The 18,794-nt window shown below is 33.7% G+C and carries 18 protein-coding genes; 6 read left to right on the forward strand and 12 right to left on the reverse strand.

Translation table 11 applies throughout. The features are described from left to right. Positions 1 to 8: 8 nt before the first annotated feature. From B7R67_RS18545 to B7R67_RS18555, 3 genes are all read right to left on the reverse strand, one after another. Entirely contained in the window at positions 9 to 1,547 is a 1,539-nt protein-coding gene (locus B7R67_RS18545; protein ID WP_088072481.1) for a spore germination protein, read from the reverse strand. 5 nt (positions 1,548 to 1,552) lie between these two features. Continuing rightward, positions 1,553 to 1,678 (reverse strand): hypothetical protein, encoded by a 126-nt coding sequence (locus B7R67_RS22695; protein WP_088072482.1) that lies wholly within the window; start codon positions 1,676 to 1,678, stop codon positions 1,553 to 1,555. A 152-nt stretch (positions 1,679 to 1,830) separates the two neighbouring features. Continuing rightward, positions 1,831 to 2,856 (reverse strand): NAD-dependent epimerase, encoded by a 1,026-nt coding sequence (locus tag B7R67_RS18555; protein ID WP_088072483.1) that lies wholly within the window; start codon positions 2,854 to 2,856, stop codon positions 1,831 to 1,833. A 237-nt stretch (positions 2,857 to 3,093) separates the two neighbouring features. Between B7R67_RS18555 and B7R67_RS18560 the strand changes: the two genes are divergently transcribed. The 3 genes from B7R67_RS18560 (at position 3,094) to galU (ending at position 6,961) form a co-directional block, all read left to right on the forward strand. Further along, a complete protein-coding gene (locus tag B7R67_RS18560; protein WP_088072484.1) occupies positions 3,094 to 4,188 on the forward strand; it encodes a CotS family spore coat protein in 1,095 nt (364 codons plus the stop codon). Between the two features lie 3 nt (positions 4,189 to 4,191). Beyond that, on the forward strand, positions 4,192 to 5,826 hold the full coding sequence (locus B7R67_RS18565; protein WP_088072485.1) for a glycosyltransferase family 4 protein: 1,635 nt from the start codon (positions 4,192 to 4,194) through the stop codon (positions 5,824 to 5,826). 235 nt (positions 5,827 to 6,061) lie between these two features. Continuing rightward, positions 6,062 to 6,961 carry a UTP--glucose-1-phosphate uridylyltransferase GalU gene (gene galU, locus B7R67_RS18570; protein WP_088072486.1) on the forward strand — a complete coding sequence of 300 codons (900 nt, stop codon included), beginning with the start codon at positions 6,062 to 6,064 and terminating at the stop codon, positions 6,959 to 6,961. Positions 6,962 to 7,467: 506 nt separating this feature from the next. On the opposite strand, the gene secDF is transcribed toward galU, so the two are convergent. Further along, positions 7,468 to 9,705: a protein translocase subunit SecDF gene (gene secDF / locus B7R67_RS18575; protein ID WP_088072487.1), complete on the reverse strand. Its 2,238-nt coding sequence runs from the start codon at positions 9,703 to 9,705 to the stop codon at positions 7,468 to 7,470. Between the two features lie 101 nt (positions 9,706 to 9,806). Then, a complete protein-coding gene (locus tag B7R67_RS18580; protein WP_088072488.1) occupies positions 9,807 to 10,085 on the reverse strand; it encodes a post-transcriptional regulator in 279 nt (92 codons plus the stop codon). A gap of 157 nt (positions 10,086 to 10,242) precedes the next feature. On the opposite strand from B7R67_RS18580, the gene spoVB reads away from it, so the two are divergent. Next, a complete protein-coding gene (gene spoVB, locus B7R67_RS18585) occupies positions 10,243 to 11,799 on the forward strand; it encodes a stage V sporulation protein B (protein ID WP_088072489.1) in 1,557 nt (518 codons plus the stop codon). 272 nt (positions 11,800 to 12,071) lie between these two features. Here the strand turns inward: spoVB and B7R67_RS18590 are convergent, their stop codons facing one another. Further along, the gene (locus tag B7R67_RS18590) at positions 12,072 to 12,722 is read right to left on the reverse strand and encodes a DUF421 domain-containing protein (protein ID WP_088072490.1); all 651 of its coding nucleotides are present in this window, start codon (positions 12,720 to 12,722) and stop codon (positions 12,072 to 12,074) included. 193 nt (positions 12,723 to 12,915) lie between these two features. On the opposite strand from B7R67_RS18590, the gene B7R67_RS18595 reads away from it, so the two are divergent. Next, on the forward strand, positions 12,916 to 13,299 hold the full coding sequence (locus tag B7R67_RS18595) for a TIGR04086 family membrane protein (RefSeq protein ID WP_088072491.1): 384 nt from the start codon (positions 12,916 to 12,918) through the stop codon (positions 13,297 to 13,299). Between the two features lie 125 nt (positions 13,300 to 13,424). Here B7R67_RS18595 and yajC read toward each other — a convergent pair whose 3' ends face one another. The 6 genes from yajC to ruvA all read right to left on the reverse strand — a co-directional run bounded on the left by yajC (position 13,425) and on the right by ruvA (position 17,837). Then, complete coding sequence (gene yajC, locus B7R67_RS18600; RefSeq protein ID WP_235822209.1) at positions 13,425 to 13,697, reverse strand: preprotein translocase subunit YajC; 273 nt, start codon at positions 13,695 to 13,697, stop codon at positions 13,425 to 13,427. 27 nt (positions 13,698 to 13,724) lie between these two features. Next, a complete protein-coding gene (gene tgt / locus B7R67_RS18605) occupies positions 13,725 to 14,864 on the reverse strand; it encodes a tRNA guanosine(34) transglycosylase Tgt (protein WP_088072492.1) in 1,140 nt (379 codons plus the stop codon). A 20-nt stretch (positions 14,865 to 14,884) separates the two neighbouring features. Beyond that, positions 14,885 to 15,913: a tRNA preQ1(34) S-adenosylmethionine ribosyltransferase-isomerase QueA gene (gene queA, locus B7R67_RS18610; protein ID WP_088072493.1), complete on the reverse strand. Its 1,029-nt coding sequence runs from the start codon at positions 15,911 to 15,913 to the stop codon at positions 14,885 to 14,887. Between the two features lie 105 nt (positions 15,914 to 16,018). Then, positions 16,019 to 16,216: a DUF2905 domain-containing protein gene (locus B7R67_RS18615; protein ID WP_088072494.1), complete on the reverse strand. Its 198-nt coding sequence runs from the start codon at positions 16,214 to 16,216 to the stop codon at positions 16,019 to 16,021. After that, on the reverse strand, positions 16,213 to 17,214 hold the full coding sequence (ruvB, locus tag B7R67_RS18620; RefSeq protein WP_088072495.1) for a Holliday junction branch migration DNA helicase RuvB: 1,002 nt from the start codon (positions 17,212 to 17,214) through the stop codon (positions 16,213 to 16,215). Before ruvB ends, B7R67_RS18615 begins: the two co-directional genes overlap by 4 nt. 5 nt (positions 17,215 to 17,219) lie before the next feature. Then, entirely contained in the window at positions 17,220 to 17,837 is a 618-nt protein-coding gene (gene ruvA / locus B7R67_RS18625) for a Holliday junction branch migration protein RuvA (protein ID WP_088072496.1), read from the reverse strand. 225 nt (positions 17,838 to 18,062) lie between these two features. Here ruvA and B7R67_RS18630 point away from each other — a divergent pair, with 225 nt between their 5' ends. Continuing rightward, positions 18,063 to 18,602, forward strand: a complete 540-nt coding sequence (locus B7R67_RS18630) for a GNAT family N-acetyltransferase (protein ID WP_088072497.1) — start codon at positions 18,063 to 18,065, stop codon at positions 18,600 to 18,602. Positions 18,603 to 18,794 lie beyond the last annotated feature (192 nt).

The raw sequence follows: 18,794 nt of genomic DNA on the forward strand, positions 1-18,794 counted from the left end.
TTCTTTTGTTATTTCATACGTCTCATTTTTTTCGCTTGTACACTCTTAGGTCGATTTTTCATCATAAATAGTGGAGCCCTTAAAACAAAGTCTTTCCAGTCACTTAATCTAAATGGTGATGATGGACTTAAATATGGAACTCCAAAGCTTTTGAGTTGGACTAAATGGCTACAAAGTAATAAGAAAAATAAAACTACTCCGTATAAGCCAAATACACTTGCAAAAATCATTGAAATAAAGCGAAGCATTCTTAGAGCAATTCCTACATTATATTGTGGCAGTGTGAATGAAGAAATTGCCGTAACTGCAACGACTATTACCATGATTGTACTAACAATTCCTGCCTCAACAGCTGCTTCACCAATAATTAATCCTCCAACGATTCCTAATGATTGTCCGATCGGTTTTGGTAATCGAAGACCGGCTTCCCTTAACACCTCAATTGAAATTTCCATTATTAGTGCCTCGATTAACGGTGGAAAAGGAACGCCTCCTCTTGTTGCCGCGATATGGAATACAAGTTTTGTAGGAATTAACCCTTGGTGAAATGAGATAAAAGCTATATACAAAGATGGAGCAAACAGAGAAATAAAACATGCAAAATAACGTAATAATCTTACTAAAGAAGAAGCAATCCATCTTTCATAATAATCCTCAGGGGATTGGATTAACATTTGAAAAGTTACAGGAGCTATTAATGCGAAAGGTGAACCATCTAATAGGATAGCAACTCGACCTTCCATTAAAGCACTCATAACCCGATCTGGTCGTTCGGTACTTTGAATTTGTGGAAACGGACTTAAATAATCATCTTCTATTAATTGTTCGATATAACCGGAATCAGGAACTGCATCAATCTTAATTCTTTTAATTCTTTTTTTTACTTCTTCAACAAGATTAGTGTCGGCAATACTCATCATGTAAGCTATCACTAATTCTTTTTTTGATACTTCGCCAACTTCAAATCCTATAATAGCTAAATCCGAATTTCTTCCGGACCGTCTTAGCATGGCAGTATTATCCGCTAAATGCTCAACAAAACCTAGTCTTGGACCACGAACAAGTGCCTCAGAATCAGGTTCCTTCACTTCTCTAGTTTTTGTTAAAGCTCCACCGATTAAAAAACAATCTTCTAAACCATCAATTATTAAAGCAATCGAACCAAATAAAACACCTGACTTTAATTTTGCAAATGTGTTCACTTCGTCAATCGTACAAACGGCTAATGATTGTTCTTTTATATAATCTTTTATTTCATTTGAATTATTTTCTACGAGTGAAGATAAACCACCCATTAATCCATTTAAAATATGAGTTTGAATCAAATCAGTATCCGATAAACCATCAATAAAAATAATACCCAGATGAATATTTGTATTACCCAATTGGAATTCTCTAAATTTCACATCAGAATTATGACCAATTTCATTAAACATCCGATTCATATTTTCTTGAAGGTCACATGATATGTTCTCATTTCCATTATGCGTATCACTATTTTGAGAAGCTTCTTTTTCTTGATTAAGCTTTGATCTCCACCGTTTCATTTAAATCACTCTTTCTCCATAATATGAACCCATTTAAAAAATTTCCATAGACCAACTGGAACGATGTAAGTAACAAAAGCTTGGATAAAAATCGGATATTCAGGTATAAATGAAAGAATTTTATTTAACATTTAATCATCACCTATAAAGAATTAAATAGAATATAACGGTATTATTTCCCATTAATGGAGAAAAATGCAGAAAGGGGAAGATCAGGATGAGCAGGAAATGAAAAAGAAAAAGAGCAGCTACATTATTGTAGCTGCTCTTTTTTGATAGATTTTTAATTGAGCTTCTTATATGCTTTGAACCATTCTACGAATTTGGAAATTCCTTCTTCAATTGATGTATTTGGGCTATATTTAATATCATTTACAAGTTGTTCAATATCTGCATACGTTTCCAGCACTTCTCCCGTATTCAAAGGTAATAATTGAACAGTTGCTTTTCTTCCAAGTTGTTCTTCTAATACTTCAATAAAATAGTTTAATTTCACTGGTTGATGGTTTCCAATATTATAGAGCTTGTAAAATGAAGATAACTCATTTGGTGGACCATTTTTTATGATTCTTACAATCGATTCGATTACATCATCGATATAAGTAAAATCTCGTTTCATATCACCATAATTATAAACCTCAATAGGTAATCCGTTTAATATTGAATTAGCAAATTTAAATAATGCCATGTCAGGTCTACCCCAAGGACCGTAAACAGTAAAAAAACGTAATCCAGTTGTTGGTAGGTTAAATGTATGACTATATGAATAAGCCATTAATTCATTCGATTTCTTTGTAGCAGCATATAAACTAATTGGATGGTCTACTCGATCATGAATTGAAGAGGGAGTCTTTTTATTATTTCCATAGACAGAGCTTGATGAGGCATAAATGAGGTGTTTAATTTGATGATTTTTACAACATTCTAATATATTTGCAAAACCAACAAGATTTGACTGGATATATGACTGTGGATTTTCTAGACTATATCTTACTCCTGCTTGAGCTGCTAGATTAACCACGATCTCAAAATTGTAATCTACGAAGAGTTTTTCAAGTACTTCTTTATTGTCAATCGAATCTTTCACAAAACTAAAATTTTCATATTGATTTAAAAGATCTAACCTATCATTTTTTAGACTTCTATCATAATAGTCATTTATATTATCAATACCAACTATAAGAGAGCCCTGTTCTAATAAACGTCGACATAGATGGAATCCTATAAAACCAGCGCATCCCGTAATAAGGATATGATTAGTAGCAGTTTGTATGATAAAAACCTCCTTACCTAACAGTTGAAATATCATATGTAGTAAGAAACGACAAAGTTCGAGAACTTAAATAAATATGTGAATAACTAGATTAAGAGAAAATACTTTTACATAGTATACACATATACCCTCACCATACTTGTACATAATCATATTATTACAATAGGTCTAAACTGTCTTTGTGCAGTTAACACAAATTAAAAACCTTCATTACATTTCAATAAAAAGAAATGTTCATTTTTTTGTTAGCATGAAATAACTAGGAGGGAGAAATTGGAGAATATTATGATTGAACCTTGGGTGGTCGATGAGCTTACCCAAGATGAGTTCTATGTACCCGAATATATTGAAGCGATTGCACTTGAAGTACTTAAGTCTTACGATCTTCAAGTTAATAGCATGCAAGTAGTTACAACGAAATCAGATAAGGGTGGAGCGATTTGGAAAATTGAAACAAACGAAGGTCCAAAAAGCTTTAAGCTCTTACACAGAAGACCAACAAGAAGTATGTTTAGTTTAGGAGCTCAAAAGTATTTAGTTGAAGTTCAACAAGCAAGAGTTCCTGCTATTGTAAGAACTAGAGATGGAGAGGAATATGTAGAAGCAGGTGGAAAGCTATGGTTTGTTGCAGAATGGATTGAAACATTAGCGCCTGTGTCCAAAGATCTAGAAGGAGCAAAACAGCTTTGCTACGCACTTGGTGAGTTTCACCGTTTAAGTAAAGGATATGTTCCACCTATCCAAGCAGAAGTTGCATCAAGATTACACAAATGGCCGAAAAGTTTTGAGAAAATTCATAGCAAAATGAATTGGTTCCGAACAATCGCTTTAGCTTATGAAGAAATGCCTGCTAGTCAGGATTTGTTGAATGTAGTTGATATATTCCAAGAACAAGCAAGAAAAAGTATCGAGGAACTTAATCTTTCAAATTATTTTACAATGGTAAACGAAGGAAATGCTAGTTGGGGCCTTGTTCATCAAGATTATGGATGGTCTAATGGTCAAATGGGACCAAATGGAATGTGGATTATTGACTTAGATGGCGTTGCTTATGATTTGCCTATCCGTGATCTAAGAAAACTGATATCTGGAACAATGTCTGATTTATTCGGGTGGGATGTAACTTGGGTGAGAGAAATGATTAACGCATACCATGAAGCTAATCCGATTTCACCTGAATTATATGATATCTTAATGATTGATTTTTCGATGCCTAATGAATTTTATAAAAACATCAAAGAAGTACTTTATGAACCCGAACTATTTTTGGGTGAATCTACTAAACAATTAATTCAATCCATCGTTGATTTAGAGCAATCAAAATGGGCAACATTGAATGAAATTCGCAACGACTGGAGTGGTAAATAAATTATGAGAATATTAATGGTTTGTACAGAAAACCTTCCAGTACCTCCAGTGTTAGGTGGTGCAATCCAAACTTATATATCTGGAAGCTTACCTTATTTAAGTAAAAAGCATGATATAACCGTTATTGGTGTAAATGCTCCTTCATTACCTGATGAGGAAACGATTGATGGTGTACATTATATTCGTGTTCCTGGAAAAGTATTAGAACTGTATCGTGAAGGTGTAGTTCAATACGTTCAAGCAAATCAATTTGATTTAATCCACATTTTTAATAGACCTCGACTTGTCCTTCCGATTCGAAAAGTAGCACCTAACTCAAAAATCACGTTAAGCATGCATAATGATATGTTTAATATTGGAAAAATCGATGTTGAAGAAGCTAAGTTAGTTTTAGAAGAAGTTTCAAATATTGTTACGGTAAGTGATTACGTGGGGAATGTCATTAAAGAATTATATCCTCAAAGTGCTAATAAAATAAGAACGATTTATTCAGGTGTTGATTCAGATCGTTTCTTACCTGGAAACGACTCAAGAATGGTAAATACTCGAAATACACTTAGAAAAGAATTTGGTTTAGAAAATAAGACTGTTATTTTATTTGCAGGAAGACTTTCAGAAAACAAAGGTGTAGATCGACTAATAAGAGCTTTACCGCAACTTTCAAATACTTTTAAAGATTTAGCATTAGTCATCGTGGGTAGTAATTGGTTTAGTCAAAATAACGTCACAGATTATGTAGCCTATGTTCGAGCTATTGCAAAAAAACAAGATGTCCCAGTTATTACAACAGGATTTGTTTCTCCTTTTGAAATCCATAATTGGTTTGCTGTAGCTGACATATTTGTCTGTACTTCCTTATGGCAAGAGCCACTTGCAAGGGTACATTATGAAGCGATGGCAGCAGGACTTCCAATTGTAACAACTGCAAGGGGAGGAAATCCTGAGGTAATTATACCAGGAGAGAACGGATTTATCGTTGAAAATCCAGAAGATCCTAGTGAATTTGCAGCAAAAATAACAGAAATCTTATCAAATAAATCATTAATGAACAATATGGGAAGAAAAGGTAGAGAATTAGCAGTTTCAAAATATTTATGGAGCCGTGTAGCTGATGAAATACTATCTGTATGGCAAAGAACTGAATTTAATTCATCTATTTCGTCAGAACAATTAGAAGAAATTGCATTAAATTCACCATTAAAATTCGCTGTACCTATGCCACAGACGGAAGAAAAAGGTATATCAAACGATGTTTTAGTAGAAAAAGTAGTAATCCCAGAAGAAAAGCCACAGGTGGAAGATAAGTTAGATCAATTAGAAACATTAACTCAAGCTTTTGCCCAAGCACAAACTCAAGCTCAAACAATGGAAGAAGCTTTAGTAGAAAAAGCTAAGTTAACTCCAAGCGAAAGAGTCGCAATAAAGGTTGAAGAGTTATCAAGTAGAACAAGAACAGCTGGTTTAAGAAGAATTAGAAGAGTAACTGATACTGCTGAAACTAATCGAATCGTAAACCGAATAAGTCATTCTGAAACTAGTAATATGGCTAACACTTCATATGTTAGTAATTCAAATTTCGAGCCAATGAAATTAGGAAGAATTATTAGTCTTATGGATGCTTACAGAAAACAAGCTTAGTTGTAGTATGTATTTTACACGCTTTCAATAAGTCTTAAATTTGATTTATGGGGATTTGTCTACACATTGAAGCATGTATTCTATACATGCTTTTTTTAAAATGTAAACGCTAGTGTAGTCTCTATTAAATAATTAGTAGATAAATAACTTTCTAAGAATCATAGGCTTATATGGTTCCAAGTAGTCTTTTAATAACATATAAAATACAATGAACAATGTTTTGGAGGCAAGCATAATGAAAATCCGCAAGGCTATTATTCCCGCTGCTGGACTCGGGACTCGTTTTTTACCGGCAACTAAAGCACAGCCAAAGGAAATGTTACCGATTGTTGATAAGCCAACTATTCAATATATTGTAGAAGAAGCAGTAGCTTCCGGAATTGAGGAAATTATTATTATTAGTGGCAGAGGCAAGCGATCGATTGAGGATCATTTTGATAAATCATATGAGTTAGAAGAAGCGCTATCACGTAAAAATCAACTTGTAATTTTGGAAGAAATACAGAAAATTTCAAACATGGTAAAAATTTTTTATGTACGTCAAAAAGAACCAAAAGGGTTAGGTGATGCAATACTATGTGCAAAGAGCTTTATTGGCAATGAACCATTTGCAGTATTATTAGGAGATGATATTGTCATGTCTTCTACACCTTGCTTAGAACAAATCATAACTGTTTTTGAAGAACATCAAAATTCAGTTATTGCTGTACAGCATGTTCCAGATCAAGATGTGAGCAAATATGGTGTTATTAAGCCAAAAGACAATACTTACGAGAATACGAATCTAGTTCAAGTTGAGTATCTTGTAGAAAAGCCAAATTTAAAAGATGCTCCTTCTAATTATGCAATTATGGGGAGATATATACTCACTCCAGAGATTTTTGATATTTTATCTAATCTTTCTGTAGGACAAGGCTGTGAATTACAGCTAACAGATGCGATAAATGAATTAAACAAAAGTCAAACGGTATTAGCGTATAACTTCGAAGGCAGACGATACGATATTGGTAATAAAATAGGTTTTATCATGGCTACAATTGATTTTGCTATCCATAGAGAAGATATTAAAGATGAAGTGATTGCTTTTTTAAAAGAGATTATATCGGATGGTAATTTAATGAATAAGAATGAATAGGGAAAGGCAGGAAGGATTTCTCGATCCTGCCTTTCCTTGTTTCAACTTTTAACAGCTAAAACGACTTTTAAAAAATTGAAAGTCGTTTTAATGTGTAGACAAAGTCCTATTTATGTGATTTTGGAGTGTTGAAATAGATTTCGTTCAATAGAAATAAGGGCATTAAGTGAATAGTATTGATGATAGTTATTATTTTTTGATGATCTATTAATGAATAAGCTTTTTTTTGAATTTGTCGTTCAAAGTGATTCTTAATTTGTTCTATGTAAAGGATTTTTAAATCGGTTTTTTTTTTATGAATACTTTTATAGAAGAATAAGTTGATTGGAACGAAAGGTGCTCGACTCCTATGGGAAATGCGGAAAGGCTAAAGACCCCGCAGGCTTGCCGAGGAGGCTCAGGTTTCGCCCCATGGAAAGCGAGAATCCTGTAGTGGAAATGAACATCACTCATTTTTTTCAACAGCATAAAAAAAGTATAAGCAAATGCTTATACTTTTTTATAATTTATTTTGCTTCTTCAGTCTCTATAACCTGATTTTTTTCAAGTTGGCGACCTTTAATATATAACCAAATTTGTGAAGCGATAAAGATTGAAGAATATGTTCCAACAACTAGTCCTACTAATAATGCGATTGTGAAGTTTAGAATTGCATGACTTCCAAATAAAAGCAATGCTAACACTGCTAATAATACAGTAAGAACTGTTTTTACAGAACGACCTAATGTTTGACGAATTGATTCATTAACAACTTCATTCAATTCTTCTTTCGTACGAATCTTCTTCTTAAGTTTCATATTTTCTCGAACTCGGTCAAATGTAACAATCGAGTCATTAATTGAATAACCAACGATCGTTAATACAGCTGCAATGAAAGTTATATCTACTTCTAATCTAAATACACTAAATACTACAACGATGAAGAATGCATCATGTAGTAAAGCTATTACAGAGGCAATTGCATATGAGAATTGGAAACGGATCGATACGTAAAGAATAATACCTGCTGAAGCAATGATTAATGCTTTAATTGCATTAGCAGCTAATTCACGTCCAACAACTGGATCTACAGTACTAACGTTTGGTTCAGATCCAAATTTAGTTGTAAAATCTTTTTTCAATGTATTAATTTGATCTTTTGATAATACACCTTTAAATGCTATTGAACCTGCTTTTGCACCATTCGTAGAAATCGTAATACTTTCAGGTTTAAGGTCCATTTTTGACAATTCGCTAGTAACGACTTGTTTTGTAATAGCTGATTTCGATTCAAATGTTACACGTGTACCACTTGCGAAATCAATTCCTAAATTCAGACGGAAAACTGAAAGAATTATTACTCCAACAATTAATGTTACGATTGAGAAGTAGACAAACTTACGTCCAATGCTTACAAAATCGTATTTATCAAATTTTGTAGGAGGATGTGCTAAGTTATGATTTAAACCAAGAATTTCACTTTGTTTAATACCAAACCAAGTTTTCTTATTATTTAAGTAACGGCTTTGAACTAATAACGAAAGTAATAAACGAGTTCCGAAAACCGCAGTTAAAAAGCTTACTAAAATACTTACGATTAAACTTGTTGCAAATCCCTTAACTGAGCTTGTACCAAAAGAGAATAATACTGCAGCAGCAAGTAGCGTCGTAATGTTTGCATCAAAAATAGTACCAAATGAACGTTGGTTACCAGCACGATATGCTGATGCTACAGACTTCCCTAGTTTAAGCTCGTCCTTTAATCTCTCAAAAGTAATAATATTATTATCAACTGCAATACCAACACCAAGTATCAATGCCGCAATACCTGGGAGTGTTAACACCGCATTCATCGCATCAAAAACAAGTAATGTTACATATGTATACGCAACTAGCATGATGCTAGCTATTAAACCTGGTAAGCGATAGAAGTATAACATAAATAAGAAAATTACTGCTACACCAATAATTCCAGCAAAAATTGTTTCATGAAGTGCATCTGTTCCAAATTTTGCTCCAATTGATGTAGAATACATTTCTTCAAGGTGAACAGGAAGAGCACCTGCATTTAATAAATCTGATAGTTCTTTTGCACTTTGAACTGTAAAAGTAGACCCGACAATTGATAGTGAATCGTCAGTAAACACTTGATTTACACTTGCTGCAGATAAGAATTTAGGTTTTGCCTTCGCTGATTCCTTCTTGAAAGAATCTTCACCTTCTTTGAAATCTAACCAAATAACCATCATATTATTTGGTGCACCCATTTGTAGCACTTTACTTGTTACATCTTTTACTTTGTTTGCATCCTTAAATGTAATGGCTACACTTGGTTTACCCATTTGGTCAAATGTTTGCTTAGAAGCACCTTCTTTAAGATCTGCTCCAGTCATTAGAACTTTATCATTTACATCACGAATTGTTAAATTCGCTTCAGTCGAAAGTATATCACGTGCTTTTGCCTGATCTTTTACACCAGCCAATTGAACACGAATACGATCTTTCCCTTCAATTTGAATGTTCGGTTCACTTACACCTAAAACGTTTACACGCTTTTCTAGTGCCTTTGCTGTACTTACTAAGACGTTTTTGTTAATTTTGTCACCCTTCTTAATCGGTTTAACTTTATAAAGTACTTCGAAACCACCCTGTAAGTCTAGACCTAACTTAATGTTTTTCGCAGTACCAAATACAGTTGTACCAATTACCGCTGCTAATACAGCAATAATTAAGAAGAAGGCAACAATTCTGTTACGCTTCACCATGTTGTGAATTTCCTCCTCTAACTAGTTCAAGTTCTAGTAATAAATGGTATGTATTCATTCTTTCATTATACAAATGGATTTTTTTCATTGTCAATTAATGGTTAAATTGACTCCCCAAACTGCCATGTAGGAGATTTAAATGATTCGATTCGAATGTAATTCATATAATCGTTTACCGTTAACGAGAGTATGTCTTCTACAAGTTGAAAAAGTTTTGCTTCTTCCTCTTTTTTTCGCCACAAAGTTTTTTCGAGACACTCCCACAACTCATCTTCACTGACAGTATCGAATCCAAGCATTTTAAACTCATCTAATTTACTATCAATCACTATTTGTAACTTCGGTTTAAACTCTGCGACTTGTTCATGAAATGTCGACATACTCTGCCCTCCTAATTTTCTGTATTTTTAGAAAAATGATTATAGAACATAATATTTCATTTTCTAGATGTTGAACGAACTTGTCATGCTTGGCTACTTTTCTAGCATATATATAATTGTAAATCATTCTAGGCTGTTTGAGAAGGTGGTAAACGAGATGACAAAGCAAACGTTTTTAAGGGGAACGTTTTTTTTACTTATTGCAGGACTCATCACAAGAATATTAGGATTTTTTAATCGAATTGTAGTTGCTAGAATTATGGGCGAAGAGGGCGTAGGATTATATATGATGGCTGTCCCAACACTATTTTTAGTGATGACACTCACGCAGCTCGGATTACCTATTGCCATTTCGAAATTAATTGCTGAAGCAGTAGCTCAAAATAGACAAGACCGTATAAAAAAAATCCTAGCCGTATCGATGTCAATCACAGGCATATTAAGCATTATATTTACGACAGCAATGATACTTTTCGCACCTTATATTGCTAAGAATTTATTAACAGACCAACGAACAATGTACCCACTAATTGCAATTGCACCTGTCGTACCAATAATTGCAATTTCCTCAGTTTTACGTGGATATTTTCAAGGCGTTCAAAATATGCGTCCTTCTTCTTTCTCTCAAGTTATTGAACAAGTAGTACGTATTGTGCTAGTTGCAGTTTGTACGAAAACATTTTTACCTTATGGTGTGGAATTTGCCGCAAGTGGTGCAATTATATCCGCTGTATTTGGTGAACTAACATCTTTACTGTACATGCTATATGTTTTTAAAAAGGAAAAAAATGCAAAGTTCGTTTCAGGTTTTAAGGATCATCTAAAAGATGGGAGAAAAACACTTAGTGACTTACTTAGTATTGCATTACCAACAACAGGTAGTCGATTAATTGGATCAATCTCAATGTTTTTAGAACCAATTGTTGTCTCGCAAAGTTTAGCAATTGCTGGCGTCACTGCAGTTGTCGCAACAAAACAATATGGACTACTTTCAGGCTATGCCTTACCTTTATTACTTTTACCAGCGTTTATTACATATGCTCTCTCTACCTCACTTGTTCCAGCAATAAGTGAAGCAATGGCTAAAAAGGATCGACTTACTGTTGAAAGAAGATTGCAACAATCTCTCCGCTACTCAATGATAGCAGGTGGCTGGTCTGTCGTTATTTTATATGTATTTGCTTCACCAATTTTAACGTTAATGTACAAAAGTGACCAAGCTACTCATTTTATCTTAATTTTAGCACCTTGTTTTATTTTTTATTATTTTCAAGGGCCTTTACAAGCAGTTCTACAGGCACTTAATCTTGCAAATTCTGCAATGATCAATAGTTTTGTCGGCTCCGTCGTGAAAATCGCAAGTATTTTATTATTAGCAACCAACCCTAAATTCGGTATTAATGGTGTTGCCTTAGCAATGAATATTAGTATTGTAACAATTACCGTTCTTCATTATTTCACAGTTTTAAAAGCTATCAATTTTTCAATCTTTGTCAAAGACTATGCGTATTGTCTCATTGTTTTAGGAGCATGTATTTATGTCGGAAAGTTCATCAAACAGTATGTAGTCTTTTCATCCTCATTATTAGTACAAACCTTAGCAAGTATCTCAGTTGTCACATTAATGTATATCCTATTAGTTCTACTCTTCAACCTAATTAAGAAAGACGAAATCATCCGAATCCCATTCTTTAAGAAACTTATTACAAGATAATACAAAGTGAACTGTTAACACTTTTTACAATAACAAAACCACAAGGAAAAAGTTCCTTGTGGTTTCAAGCTGTTGAAAAATAATCTTGTTAAATAATTACTAAATTTTCGTAAAGGAAGTTAAATAATGTTAATTTCCACTTAAGAGCAGGAACAAGGAAAAGCAGGTTCAAGGGGAAAGTGAAAGGAAAAAGTTTCTTATGGTTTATTTCTTCCTGCACTTCCTGCTTTCCCTAAACCCTGCACTTAATCCTGCACTTAATGCCGTTCGGCCTAAACATCTTTTTTATCAAAAAATATTTCTCCATTTCGTACACTGCAAAAAGCTATTTCATTAAAATCATGAAACCCATGTTTTTTTAATTGTAGCAATAGCCATACTTTATCTTTCTTATACTGTTTTAAATTATCCTCTTGAACAACTCCATCTAATATTAATGGAAAAGTTAGCGAACTATAGTTTATATCACCATTTAATTCCTTTTTAAAAATAGATAACTTCCCTGTTGGTTCAAGTATTGCATATTCGACATCTCTTACATCGCCAATGTCCTTTTCCCGTAATTGGAGTAATAGATCATCGAAAGTATATCTTTGTCTTCTCATTTCTTTATCTAATACTTTCCCTTTACTAATGAGTAATACTGGCTTACCATCTAATATTTTTCTAAATTTAACACTTTTAAGAGAAATTAACGAAAAAATGATTTGAATCAATACAATTAAGAACATTGGGTATACAACTTTAACAATCGGTTCATCAAGGGTTTCAATCCCTATAGCTGCTATTTCAGTTAATAATATATAAACGACTAAATCTAATAAACTTAACTCGCCAATTTCTCTTTTTCCCATAATGCGAAAGAAAAAAGCAATGATTAAATAGATCATTATCGTACGGATCGTCATCGAACCAAATTCCATTTTACATACCCTCACAATGTCGTTTTTCAAATAACAAATTCATTTTTACTTAGTTACTCAGTATCTTTACCATTCATAAATTCCAATTTCAATTTTGACCATAATTTTACTATTTGTAATTACTCTATAACTATTCTAAAAATTCATCTCATGAATATGCTTGTATTAAAAGAGTGTACAAGGGGGAATATGAATGAAAAAAACAGCAGTAGCTGTCTCTTATGGTTTTTTGACTATTTTATTATTAGTATTGTCAATTAGTTTAATTTTATCATTATTACTTAGATTAACTTCACTTACAGAATCTAGTGTCTCAACAACAACACTAGTATTATCATTCATAGTCATGTTAATTGGCGGATTTGTTACTGGGGCAAAAGGGAAAGAAAAAGGTTGGCTACTTGGCTTACTTACAAGTGGAATGTATTCAGTATTTGTATTTTTTGTACAATATTTAGGATATGATCGTTCTTTTTCAAAAGAACAATTGACGTACCATGCAATTTTCTTAGCAGTCTGTATGTTAGGATCAATTTTTGGAGTAAACGCAGCAAGCAATAAATCGTACAAAAATTAATTTGAATAAGGAAAAGTCGAAGATTGGTGAGCCTTTAGATTAGTAACTACGTCGAATATTCTTTCTTAATGTAAAATAACAAAACGCTAGATTCGTAATGAATCTAGCGTTACTTATCATTCTAATTAAGCTTGTGTTCTTGTCTCACGAATAGCGCTTTTTTCAAATACCATACGTGAACCATCAGTTGTTTTTAATGTAATTGTATTATTTTCTTCGTTTACTGCATCAACTAAACCGTGTAATCCACCGATTGTAACAACCATATCACCTTTAGCAATTCCAGCTTGCATAGCAGCCGTTTGCTTTTGACGCTTTTGTTGTGGACGGATTAGTAAGAAGTAGAAAATTACGAACATTAATATTAGTGGTAAAATCCCCATTAAACCATTACTCATCTTAATCTTCCTTTCAATATGTATAATTTAGAAGTTCCTAGCATTCGGCTTATTAAAACCGTATTGTTCAAAGAATTCTTCTCGGAAATCACCTAAACGGTCTTCGCGGATTGCTTGGCGAACTTGTTCCATTAATTGTAACAGAAAATGCAAGTTATGATAAGTAGTCAATCTCATTCCGAATGTTTCTTCACATCGAATTAAATGACGTATATACGCTCTAGTGTAGTTTTTACAAGTATAACAATCACAATTTGGATCAAGCGGTGAATAATCCTCTGCGTATTTTGCATTTTTAATAACTAGTCGTCCTTCACTTGTCATACAAGTACCATTTCGTGCAATACGAGTTGGAAGCACGCAATCAAACATATCTACCCCACGAATTGCTCCATCAATTAGAGAATCTGGAGAACCTACTCCCATTAAATAACGAGGTTTATTTGTTGGAAGTAATGGTGTCGTAAACTCTAATACTCTATTCATTACATCCTTCGGTTCACCAACTGATAATCCGCCGATTGCATAGCCTGGGAAATCTAAAGAAACTAGATCTTTCGCAGACTGTTTACGCAGATCCTCGTATTCCCCACCTTGTACAATTCCAAATAATCCTTGGTCTTCTGGTCTTTGATGAGAATTTAAACAACGTTCTGCCCATCTGCTAGTTCTTTCAACAGAGCGCTTCATGTAATCATACTCTGCAGGATACGGTGGACATTCATCAAACGCCATCATAATATCTGATCCTAATGCATTTTGAATTTCCATCGCTTTTTCAGGTGAAAGGAATAATTTATCACCATTTAAGTGATTTCTAAAATGCACGCCTTCTTCTTCAATTTTACGGAATTGGCTTAAGCTGAATACTTGAAAACCGCCTGAGTCCGTTAAAATTGCTCGATCCCAGTTCATAAACTTATGAAGACCACCAGCTTTTTTTATGATCTCATGTCCTGGTCTTAACCATAGGTGATACGTATTACTTAATATGATTCCCGCTCCCATTGCTTTTAAATCTTCAGGAGACATTGTTTTAACAGTTGCTAATGTACCAACTGGCATAAATGCAGGTGTTTCAAATGATCCATGAGGTGTATGGACAATTCCTAATCTAGCACCTGTTTGCTTACAAGTTTTAATATGTTCATAACGAATTGCTGTCATTTTTCGATTCCTTTCAATTCTTAAAGTATTAACATAGCATCGCCAAAGCTAAAAAAGCGATATTTTTGCTCAACCGCTTCATTATAAGCAGATAAAACAGCTTCCCTTCCAGCTAGGGCACTAATTAACATAATTAGAGTTGATTTCGGTAAATGGAAGTTGGTAATCATTCCATCAATTCCCATAAATCGATATCCTGGATAAATGAAGATAGACGTCCAACCACTACTTCCTATAAACTTACCATCATTAGCGGTTGCAATCGTTTCTACTGTACGAGTCGAAGTAGTCCCAACAGTAATGATTCTACCGCCGTTTGCCTTCGTTTCGTTTAATAGTGTTGCCGTTTCATCAGACATATAATAATATTCTGCATGCATATCATGTTCTTCAATTGATTCTACACTAACAGGCCTAAATGTACCTAAACCTACATGCAATGTGATAAATGCCAGCTTTACACCTTTTTCTTGGACTTTTGATAACAGCTCTTTTGTAAAATGTAGCCCTGCTGTTGGTGCAGCTGCAGAACCAATTTCTTTTGCAAATACTGTTTGATATCGATCTCGGTCCTCTAATCTTTCTTTTATGTAAGGAGGTAATGGCATTTCACCTAGTTGATCAAGTATTTCGTAAAAAATTCCATCATATTGGAATTTTAATTTTCTTCCACCTTGATCACTTGATCCTACACACTCTGCTTTTAATCTGCCATCTCCAAATAAAATAACAGTACCTTCTTTAACTCTTTTAGCAGGCTTAACTAATGTTTCCCAAACATCTTGCTCTTCTTGTTGAAGTAATAAAACTTCTATTTGAGCACCTGTATCTTCTTTTTCTCCAAAAAGTCTAGCTGGCATTACTTTCGTTTCATTTAATACTAAGCAATCACCCTCTTGTAAATAATCTAACACATCAGGAAATTGCTTATGCTCGACTTGCCCAGTTTCTTTATTTAATACCATTAGCCTAGACGCTTCACGATTCAATAATGGTGTTTGAGCAATCAATTCTTCTGGTAAATAAAAATCAAATAAATTTACATCCATTTCTACACCTCTTATATTTCAGGGGCAAGGGAAAAGGAATAACGATTTTTCATGCCTTTCGTTTTTCCTATTCTCTAACCCTATCTTTTCCTTAACCCTGTTTTATCATTTTCTCCCAAAAAGGGAAAAAATAAGTGAAAGTAAAATACTTATGATAATACAAGTAACAATTGGAAAGTAAAATGATACATTTCCTTTTTTAATAAAAATATCACCAGGTAGTTTACCAACAAAACGAATAAACAATCCAACTACCAATAATACAATGCCTATTGTTATTAACACTTTTGATAGATCAATCATTGGCCTGGTACCTGTAATCCAAAATGTTTATATGTTAAATCAGTGACAATTCGACCTCGCGGCGTTCGTTGAAGGAAGCCAATTTGAAGTAAATATGGTTCATAAACATCTTCAATTGTTTGTGATTCTTCTCCAATTGAAGCTGCAATCGTATCAATTCCGACAGGGCCACCACGGAAGCGTTCAATAATCGCTAGTAATAATTTATGATCAATGTGATCAAGACCAACTTCATCCACTTGCATTTGAATTAGAGAATTTTTAGCAATTTCATACGTAATGATTTCACTGCCTTGAACTTGTGCAAAATCTCTAACTCTTCTTAAAAGACGATTTGCAATACGTGGCGTTCCTCGTGACCTTCTAGCAACCTCTAAAGTAGCGTCCTTCTCAATTTCCATTCCATATAGCTCTGCTGTCCTTTTAACGATTAATGCAAGCTGTTCAACTGTATAAAATTCTAAACGATTTAATACGCCAAAACGATCTCGAAGTGGAGCAGAAAGCAAACCAGCTCTCGTTGTGGCACCGATTAATGTAAACGGTGGTAAATCGATTCTTACAGAACGTGCAGTAGCATCCTTGCCTATGACGATATCAAAGAAAAAATCTTCCATTGCTGGATACAGAACCTCTTCCACTGTTCGCGGTAATCGATGAATTTCATCAATAAATAATACATCACCGGGTTGAAGCGATGTTAAAATCGCAGCTAAATCACCAGGACGCTCAATTGCAGGACCAGATGTAGTTTTAAAACCAACACCTAACTCATTCGCAATAATTGCTGCTAGTGTAGTTTTACCTAAACCAGGGGGACCGTATAATAGGACATGATCTAATGACTCATTTCGCATTTTTGCAGCTTCTATAAAGACTTGCAAATTCTTTTTAACTTTATCTTGCCCAATATATTCTCTTAAATTTTGGGGTCTAAGTGATAGCTCTTGATCAAATTCTTCTCCGTGACTTTCACTTGATAAAATTCGGTCATCCATTTACATCACCTCTTAGCTTGCAATAATAATTGAAGTGCTTTTTTAATATATTCATCTGTTGAAAGTGTCTCATTTTTCAATAAAGGGACAATCTTTTTAACTTCCTTTTCAGCATAACCTAGTGCTTTTAACGCTTCAATTGCATCATCTAGTGAAGATGCTGCATTTTCTTTCTCTTCTATAGCATCTAAGTCTGTAAATAAATCTACCTGAACCGTTCCAAACACTTTTTCAAGTTTCCCTTTTAAATCTAGAATCATTTGCCTTGCAGTTTTTTTACCTACACCTGGGAATTTCGTTAAAAACGCTTCATCCTCTTCCTCAATTGCTTGTACAATTTGAGCAGGCTCACCTGTAGCAACAATTGCCAATGCACCTTTTGGACCTATTCCAGATACACTTAATAATTTTTGAAATAAAGTTCGCTCATCAAGTGTTTTAAAGCCATATAACATCATGACATCTTCACGTACATAAAGATGTGTATATACTTTTAAAATGTCATTTGAAGGTCTAAAAACATATGGATTAGGCGTAAATAATTGATAGCCCATTCCATTATGATCGATAACAATATATTCTGGTCCAACCCATTCTATCTTTCCAATTATGTATTCGTACATGGTTTTCTCCCCTTTTTACATGTATTCCATTGTACCATATAAAGAAGAAGGAAAAAAATACTGTGCTGTCGAAAATAAAGACAAAATAGTGATTTTATACATTAACATTATAAATAAACTCTTCCTCTAAACCTAATCCTAATCTATAGAAGATTTTAACTTCGTTCGAATTTATTACGTTTTTTAAAAGCCTATACAAATTATAGAGGAGGCCACCATTCGAGTATGTTTCCAATCATAACCACTGAGCGCCTTTATTTAAGAGAAATTAATGTAACAGATATAAATCGGATGTTTTCAATCTTATCAAGAGAAGAAGTAACAAAGTATTATGGTCTTGAAGCAGTAAAAAATAGTAGTGAAGTATTGGAAATCATTCATTATTTTAGAGAAATGTATGAAACACAAAGTGGAATTCGCTGGGGAATTATCGAAAAAGAAACAAATCAATTAATTGGCTCGTGTGGCTTTAATGCTTATCAAGTACGAAACAAAAGGGCCGAGCTCGGATATGAATTACATCCTGATTATTGGAGAAAAGGTTATGCAACTGAAGCAATAAAAGCATTATTATCATATGGCTTTGATATTCTACAGCTTAATCGAATAGGTGCAATCGTCTTTCCAGAAAATATACCTTCCCAAATGCTGTTAGAAAAGATAGGTTTTATGAAAGAAGGTTTATTAAGAGATTATTTAATCCAAGGTAAAAAAGCGCACAATACATTCGTTTACTCAATTTTAGCAAATGAATGGGACAGATAATTTATTTTAAGGCTCTGTTAATGTTAATTGTTGATTTTTTACAAAATACATATTTGAAAAAGATTTTATACAATTTAAAGACATTGATTGGAGTGGAAGGTGGGAGACTCCTATGGGAGTAGCGGGAAGGGTGAGACCCCGCAGGCTTGCCGAGGAGGCTCAGCTCACGCCCCATGGAAAGCGAGCATCCTG

The organism is Gottfriedia luciferensis (assembly GCF_002156865.1).
GTDB lineage: Bacteria > Bacillota > Bacilli > Bacillales > Bacillaceae_G > Gottfriedia > Gottfriedia luciferensis.

Excerpts from the sequence above, each read along its gene's own strand:
- B7R67_RS18545 (WP_088072481.1), bottom strand. The coding sequence starts at position 1,547 with ATGAAACGGTGGAGATCAAAGCTTAATCAAGAAAAAGAAGCTTCTCAA.
- B7R67_RS22695 (WP_088072482.1), bottom strand. The coding sequence starts at position 1,678 with ATGTTAAATAAAATTCTTTCATTTATACCTGAATATCCGATTTTTATC.
- B7R67_RS18555 (WP_088072483.1), bottom strand. The coding sequence starts at position 2,856 with ATGATATTTCAACTGTTAGGTAAGGAGGTTTTTATCATACAAACTGCT.
- B7R67_RS18565 (WP_088072485.1), top strand. The coding sequence starts at position 4,192 with ATGAGAATATTAATGGTTTGTACAGAAAACCTTCCAGTACCTCCAGTG.
- galU (WP_088072486.1), top strand. The coding sequence starts at position 6,062 with ATGAAAATCCGCAAGGCTATTATTCCCGCTGCTGGACTCGGGACTCGT.
- secDF (WP_088072487.1), bottom strand. The coding sequence starts at position 9,705 with ATGGTGAAGCGTAACAGAATTGTTGCCTTCTTCTTAATTATTGCTGTA.
- B7R67_RS18580 (WP_088072488.1), bottom strand. The coding sequence starts at position 10,085 with ATGTCGACATTTCATGAACAAGTCGCAGAGTTTAAACCGAAGTTACAA.
- spoVB (WP_088072489.1), top strand. The coding sequence starts at position 10,243 with ATGACAAAGCAAACGTTTTTAAGGGGAACGTTTTTTTTACTTATTGCA.
- B7R67_RS18590 (WP_088072490.1), bottom strand. The coding sequence starts at position 12,722 with ATGGAATTTGGTTCGATGACGATCCGTACGATAATGATCTATTTAATC.
- B7R67_RS18595 (WP_088072491.1), top strand. The coding sequence starts at position 12,916 with ATGAAAAAAACAGCAGTAGCTGTCTCTTATGGTTTTTTGACTATTTTA.
- yajC (WP_235822209.1), bottom strand. The coding sequence starts at position 13,697 with ATGAGTAATGGTTTAATGGGGATTTTACCACTAATATTAATGTTCGTA.
- tgt (WP_088072492.1), bottom strand. The coding sequence starts at position 14,864 with ATGACAGCAATTCGTTATGAACATATTAAAACTTGTAAGCAAACAGGT.
- queA (WP_088072493.1), bottom strand. The coding sequence starts at position 15,913 with ATGGATGTAAATTTATTTGATTTTTATTTACCAGAAGAATTGATTGCT.
- B7R67_RS18615 (WP_088072494.1), bottom strand. The coding sequence starts at position 16,216 with ATGATTGATCTATCAAAAGTGTTAATAACAATAGGCATTGTATTATTG.
- ruvB (WP_088072495.1), bottom strand. The coding sequence starts at position 17,214 with ATGGATGACCGAATTTTATCAAGTGAAAGTCACGGAGAAGAATTTGAT.
- ruvA (WP_088072496.1), bottom strand. The coding sequence starts at position 17,837 with ATGTACGAATACATAATTGGAAAGATAGAATGGGTTGGACCAGAATAT.
- B7R67_RS18630 (WP_088072497.1), top strand. The coding sequence starts at position 18,063 with ATGTTTCCAATCATAACCACTGAGCGCCTTTATTTAAGAGAAATTAAT.